Source organism: Pirellulales bacterium (genome assembly GCA_035656635.1).
Lineage (GTDB): Bacteria > Planctomycetota > Planctomycetia > Pirellulales > JADZDJ01 > DATJYL01.
Genome location: DASRSD010000050.1, coordinates 23,422 through 30,168 on the forward strand (window position 1 = coordinate 23,422; position 6,747 = coordinate 30,168).

4 protein-coding genes are annotated in these 6,747 nt (G+C 55.4%); 2 read left to right on the forward strand and 2 right to left on the reverse strand.

Translation table 11 applies throughout. The annotated features are described in order from the left end of the window. Positions 1-139 precede the first annotated feature (139 nt). A complete protein-coding gene (locus tag VFE46_04390; GenBank protein HZZ27225.1) occupies positions 140-868 on the reverse strand; it encodes a dolichyl-phosphate beta-glucosyltransferase in 729 nt (242 codons plus the stop codon). 136 nt (positions 869-1,004) lie between these two features. Here VFE46_04390 and VFE46_04395 point away from each other — a divergent pair, with 136 nt between their 5' ends. Continuing rightward, a complete protein-coding gene (locus VFE46_04395; GenBank protein HZZ27226.1) occupies positions 1,005-3,194 on the forward strand; it encodes a glycosyltransferase family 39 protein in 2,190 nt (729 codons plus the stop codon). A gap of 49 nt (positions 3,195-3,243) precedes the next feature. Here VFE46_04395 and VFE46_04400 read toward each other — a convergent pair whose 3' ends face one another. Then, the gene (locus VFE46_04400; protein HZZ27227.1) at positions 3,244-5,121 is read right to left on the reverse strand and encodes a hypothetical protein; all 1,878 of its coding nucleotides are present in this window, start codon (positions 5,119-5,121) and stop codon (positions 3,244-3,246) included. Between the two features lie 493 nt (positions 5,122-5,614). Between VFE46_04400 and VFE46_04405 the strand changes: the two genes are divergently transcribed. After that, positions 5,615-6,747: secretin N-terminal domain-containing protein (locus tag VFE46_04405; GenBank protein ID HZZ27228.1), on the forward strand; the 1,133-nt coding region annotated here is incomplete at its 3' end.

Genomic DNA, 6,747 nt, shown 5'->3' on the forward strand with positions numbered 1-6,747 from the left:
GCCGAGCCCCCCCGGAATTCAAGCCGCTGGGGGCTCACTTCGTTCGACCCCAGCCACCCGACCGCTGGGGCTCACTTCGTTCGACCCCAGCCACCGGACGTGAGGCGGTTAATTAAGCATTTACCCGCCAATCGGGCGTTTAATAGATCCCTTTCCAAAGGTTGCGCCGGACTTTCAGCACATCTTTAAGGACCTCGAAGTAAGCCCAAGCGGTGACCTTGGAATGCGGATCGTTGACCCAGCGGATGGGAATTTCCGCGATTTTGTAATCGCGGCGGCGAGCGATGGCGAGCACTTCCACGTCGAATCCCCAGCGGTCGATCGTCAGCAATGGGAATATTGTTTGTGCCGCCTCGGCCGTAAAAGCCTTGAAGCCGGTTTGTGTATCGAAAATGCCTGGAACGGCCCACAGCCGAATCCACCGATTCCCCAACTTTCCCAGCAATTCCTTCCATCGTGGTTGGTGAACGACGATGTTGGCGCCGGGGACCGCGCGCGATCCAATGGCAATGTCGACGCCCGCCTCCAGCAGCGGCAGGAACTGGCCGAGGTGATCGATGGTGGTGGAATTGTCGGCGTCCATGAACAAGCGATACTTGCCGCTGGCGTGCAGCATTCCCTGCCGCACCGCGTAACCCTTGCCGTGATTGGATTCGTACTGCAACAATTGCACGCGCGGCTCGGTGGCATTTGCGGCCTTCACAATTTGCGCGGTTTGATCGGCGGAGCCATCGTCGACCACGATCACTTCCCATTCGTGCGATTGGAGCTTGAGGAAAGTGGTTACCGACTGCAGGGTGCCGGCAACGCGGGCTTCTTCGTTATAGGCCGGAATGACAACGGACAAGTAAATTCCGGACTGGCCCATGTGCGAACGATGGTTGGAAACCACATCAGAGTTTTTGAGCAGGCTTTCCGCAACACTCCAGATAAGGATAGCTTACAGCCGGAACAGCACAATCTGGTTGATTGACAAGCTGCGCGGCGGGAAGACAAGATGAGTTGTGCACGATCAGAAAGAATTTGCCACGATGCACGATCGCCAATCGCCACAAACCCGCCGGATTTTCGCTTTTCTAAACTCTTTGTGGCCGGTGCCGCTGCTATTGAGCATTCATTTTTGCTTGGGGCTAAGTGCCGCCAGCCGCAAAACGCTGACATTCGACGAAGGCTTGCATCTAGCGAGCGGTTACAGTTATTGGTCGGCCAATGACTATCGCTCCAATGCAGAAAGCGGCAACTGGCCGCAGCGCTGGGCCGCATTGCCGGTGTGGCTGGAGGGATATCGCTTTCCGCCGCCGGATGAACCTACGTGGCTGCACGGCCAGCGGTACGATTTTGCAAATCGGTTTTTGTACGATTCCGGCAACAATGCCGACGCCATGATTTTGCAGGCCCGCGCGATGATTGGTTTGCTCAGCGTGGCGCTGGGCGCGGTCGTTTATTTTTGGTCGCGGCAATTATTTGGCGGAGTCGGCAGTTTAATCAGCCTGATGTTATATACCTTTTCGCCGACGATGCTAAGCCATGGCTTTTTAATTACCGCCGATCTTGCCAGCGCATTGTTTTTCTGCGCGGCCGCTTGGGCAGTGTGGACGCTGCTGCATCGAGTTTCGATATTCGCGATTTTGGCCGCCGCAATCTCCATGGCGGGATTGTTGCTGTCGAAGTTTTCCGGCGTGCTGATTGTCCCGATGGGACTGGTGCTGCTCGCCGTACGGTGCTTTCATTCACAGCCACTCTTGGTTGTGTTTGGGCAGACGTACGAGCTTCGTGGCAGGCTGAAACAACTCGCCGCGATCGCGGGAGTTATGGTTGTGGAAATTTTGGCGGTGGGCATGTTGATTTGGGCTTCGTATGGTTTCCGATACTCTACGCTCAATCCCAGCGCCAGTCATGGCGCTACCGTCGATACCTCGTGGGAGCAATTCACGAAGAACGTGGGCGCAGCGGGTCCAATTATTCAATTCCTGGGTGAACACCGCTTGTTGCCGGAGCCCTTTCTGTATGGACTTTCGTATACACTTTCGACCACCGAAGTTCGGCGCGCATTCTTGAACGGCGAGTTTCGCACGCACGGTTGGATCAGCTTCTTTCCTTACAGCCTGCTGGTGAAAACACCGCTGGATGTGTTTGCCGTTTTGGCGCTGGCTGCAATCGGCGCCTGGTTTTTTCGCGGGACGAGTAACCAGACCGATCCGGCGAGCCAGGCTTCTATCCATCATTGGTACCCGCTGACGCCGTTGATGGTGCTGTTAAGCGTGTATTGGATCGTTTCGCTGACGAGCCACATCAATATCGGGCAGCGGCATTTGCTCCCCACGTATCCGCCGATGTTTATTTTAGCTGGCGCCGCCACGTGTTGGTTCCTGTTATCGAAATGGACTAGCAGCCCGCTGCAGAATGGCAAACGCGTCGAAATTGCCGAACCACATCACTTCACGAAGGCAATTCGAATCGCGCAAATTGTGTTGTGTGTCTCGTTGGCACTGGCAGCCTTGGACGCAGTTTGGGTTTGGCCCGACTATTTAGCTTATTTCAACATTCTGGCCGGCGGTCCAGCACAGGGTTATCGGCACTTAGTCGACAGTTCGCTCGATTGGGGCCAGGATTTGAAAGAGTTGAAACGCTGGCTGGACGCTCATCCGCAAGATGCCAAGTCGGCAGTGCCGGTTTACCTCTCATACTTCGGCACAGCATGGCCAACGTACTATGGCATTGAGGCGACCCGATTGCCGGGCTTCTTCGACGTTCCGTCGACACTGCCTCCGCAAGCGTTAATCGGCGGCACGTATTGCATTAGCGCCACCATGTTGCCCGGCGTTTACTTGCCGTTTCCAGGCAAATGGAATGCCCGCTACGAGCAGTTTTACCAATTGTTTACTCAAGCGGTGGCAGCGTACCGAAATGCGGGTGGCAACGAGGAACAAATTCGGCAAATAGCGGCCAGCTTCGGCACGCAAAATATGAATCCAATCTTTCACCTTTACGAGCAATTGCGGTTCGCCCGGCTGTGCGCATTTTTGCGACAGCGAGAGCCTGATGCCAACGCCGGGCATTCGATTTTGATTTATCGCCTAAGCGATGCCGACGTGGAACAGGCGATCGCGGGGCCGCCTGTGGAACTGCTGCCGGATTGTGAACCGGAGGCGGCAGACGAATTACCGTTCAAAGTGAGCGAGCGTGGTAAATGAACGTGGAATTGCCTTCCGATTCCACCGCGGCGGCGACGTTGCCATTATTCTATTTTCGCCGGAGCGCGAACGACATGTAATGAATGCCGGAATCCTCGTCGATCAACATCGTGCCTTCCGGGGCCAAGTAGTGGGCAATCACGTCCCATGGCGGCAACGGGTTTTTGTCCAGGCCTAGATTCAGCACGTTGAAGAAAACGCTGGTGTCGGCCCGCTGCTGCAGAGCTTTCCGGGCGTCATCGGAGTTGGCCAAATCGTACAAATACTTGAGTCCCGATTCCGACCGGTTGAAGCTCAACATGCCGGGCTTGTCGCCCCCCGGCTGCCGGGCAATTTTGGCGGCGATGAGCTTGAAATCGAGCGATGATGCCAGATCGTTCTCGACCTCATCGCGGTGCGAAAAAATGTGCTCTAAAATGCCGGCCCGGTCGCTGAGCAGCAGCCAATCGTCCAGCATCGCCATACAAGGAACTGGCCGGGTTTCGTCTTGGCGGCGCCGCGGGCCGTCAAAGGCGAGGAAAATTAGATCGAGATATGTGGGACCCGTGGATTCGTAATAATCGATTCCGGCGAATGCTTTCTTCTGCAAACGCTCGCCCAAATTGGAGACGAGTTTTTGATAGATATCGGCAAAGGCCTTGGGATCGCGCAGTTGGAGGGCGATTAAATTGTGCGCGCCAATGCCTGGCTTGGCGGGCAGTTCGAACCAAGTGCTGTGCAAAATGCGACCGGTCAATGCCGGCAGCAATTCGTGCTCAAAATCGATTCCGGCGCGCCGTTGCACTCGGTCGTTAATGCTTTTCGCGGTGGCGCCGGGACCGTTAAACGTGTCGGCCAGCTTGGTTCCCTTTTCGAATGTCTGCTGCAAATTCCAATGGATGGACGCATAGCTGGCCGTATCTCCCGGCACCCAAACCGGCGGCGTATCTTCGCCCGAATCGAGTGCAATGAGCTCCAGCACGCCGGAACGCGGATAGCCCAGAGCCAGATACAGTTGCGAGATACCATCGAAATCCTCCGTCGCCAGAACAAAGCTGCCTCCCACGCCTTTAATTCCATCCAAGCCAATCGTTGGCAGAATGGCCAGCGCCAATTGGGCAGCCGCATCGGTTTTCCCAATTTCCGAGAAAATGGCGATGGGGTCTGCAAAAAAAGTGAAATGCGGCTCTTCGCCTTTGGTGCCGCGGCAGTGGTTCACAACTTCCGCAAACTTTGGATTCTCCGCCAGGCAATCTTCATTGTTGGTTGTCCAGCGCGACAACAGTTGCTTGGCGACATCTAAATTCGAGCAAAATACCAGCGTGTTATCGCGCTCCACCGACACCAGAGATGGGGAATCGCCCCCGTGTTCGTAGATCGAAATGACAAATCCATCGACGCTTTCCTGCCGTCCTACATAGCCGTTATGTTCCAGCGCGGCGTGAATGGTATCGGTGAATTTGCGGGCCGATTCAATGCTGTTGCCGCAATCGACCAAGGCCACAAATCCGAATGGCTTCGACGGACCCTCAGCAACAGGCTTTGCGGTCGGCAACATTGCCAGCGTAAGTTCGCCCTGAGGAATGTGAGCAATTTCGTCCAGCGATAGCCCGGTGCTTTCCTTCACTTGAGTCAGCGCGTTGTTGGCGGCTTCGTACAGCTTGGTCACGAAGGGCTGCACCTGGGGATCGGCAATCATCCGTCCCAAATTGGTTTGCTTGAATGCCTCGACCAATTCGGGAACGCTGGCCACATGCACGTATGCCAGCGTGTTTTTTGGCAATAGCTTCTCGGCGGTAACACGTTCGGCTCCCAACGCAGAGATTGTGGAGCACAGCAGCAGCACCGCCAGCACCGACAGCCAACAGTAGCGAGGCTTTCGCGGGCGCCCCTTAGTGAAACGCAATAACGTAGATGATCGAACGCAGGTATTTTGGCGAAGGGCCATCTGACTTCGGTCCTTTTAATTGTGTTGATGGTTGAATGAGAGGCGGGCGGGGCTGGCGCCGTCGCCACAGCGTGGTGGGACAGCAACCGTGGCACAGTGCGCAGGGGGGTTTTCTTACCGTGGCATTGTACCTGCTGTTGCAAGGCGAAGTTTCAATCCCGGGAACAGCGTGCTAGCAGTAATTCGCCTGAGCGGACGCAAAATTGGCCTAAATTGTTCGCATCCGTACCGGAAACATTTCTTCCTATTTTTTCTAAAACTCCCATTATCATTCGACTTAACATGCTGCTGAGGACTTTTCTGGATTTCTTGGAGATTTGGGAAGCTTATTCCGATTATTCGCATTGCGCAGAGTTTGCGGGCCGCTACCGGGCTGCGTTTCCCAGCGTTCCTGCGATTGATTTTATCCAATTTGGATTACGGCCAAGGAAAACAAGCTTTAGTCCCCCCTCGTATGAACAGCCCAAAATTAACCGATTGTCTTGCATTCCGAATGGGATTCGTAATCCCAGCACTCTTTTTGTGCGGCAGTATTGCTGCCGGACAGGATGCGCCGACCCTGACGTCGCCCAGTTCTGCTGTAAATCGCGCAAGCGGTGAGCAGGATCAGATTGTGCGGGCCTACACGGTGTCACCGCCGGCTACGCTGGACGAGGTCGTTCAGCGCTTGACGAAGCAATTTCCTCCGAACAGCGGAGTGCGTATTTCACCCGACGGGCGGACATCCCAAATTCTGGTGATTGCGCCGTCAACCGTCCAAGAGCAAGTATCAGCAATCCTGCAAGGCAGTGGATTGAAGAGCAATAGCGCGACGGCCGGGCCACCGAGCCAGACCGTCAGCATGCACGGTCCAAAAGTTGTGCCGCTGAAGCATCTTAGCTGGCGCGATTTCGAAGCGGCCTTGAACGGCGTGTTTGGCAAGCCGTTGCCGGTGACCATTGAACATAACGGCGACTGGGCACGCTACGTTTTGGAAACGCGGGGCGGCACCGTCAACTTGATTGTCGATCGCAAGGCCGGACAGGTGGCCTTGGAAGGTCCAGTTAAATTGGCCGATTCTTGGGCGCGGGTTGTCGAATCGCTCGACAATCATCCGCAGCAATCGAACGACAATACGCGGGTAGTGACCTTGAACGCGGCGAATACGTCCGACGTAATCAAGGCGCTTTCTGCTTTGCGCGAGAGCAATTCTACTGCTAGTGGAACCCATAGTGGAAATGCGGCGCAAAGTGGCGACAATGCCCCCGCTAGTCGCTTCATTAACATGATTTTCCAGCCGAAGGATGGCGAACAGAACGGCAATGCAGCCGGGGGCCAAGCAACAGGTCCGTCGTTGCAAGTTGCCCAAACGCCCAACCAGCCGCTAGCGCAGAACCAGGACCAAAACCAGAACCCCCCAGATCAAAATCAACCGCAACCGCAGCCGGCGCCAGAGCAAGGCGGAGAATTAATCGGCCCGGTGCAGATTGAGTTTTTGGAAGGGCTCGATGCCATTGTGGTGCGCGGCAATCCACGCGATGTGGAACGGGTGATGCAAATCATTAGCGATATTGAGAAAATCAGCGCAGTGACGCGCCCGCGGATCGAAATTTATCCGCTGAAATTCGTCAACGGAACAACGCTCTA

Coding starts and splice junctions, on each gene's coding strand:
- VFE46_04390 (HZZ27225.1), bottom strand. CDS start 868: ATGGGCCAGTCCGGAATTTACTTGTCCGTTGTCATTCCGGCCTATAAC.
- VFE46_04400 (HZZ27227.1), bottom strand. CDS start 5,121: ATGGCCCTTCGCCAAAATACCTGCGTTCGATCATCTACGTTATTGCGT.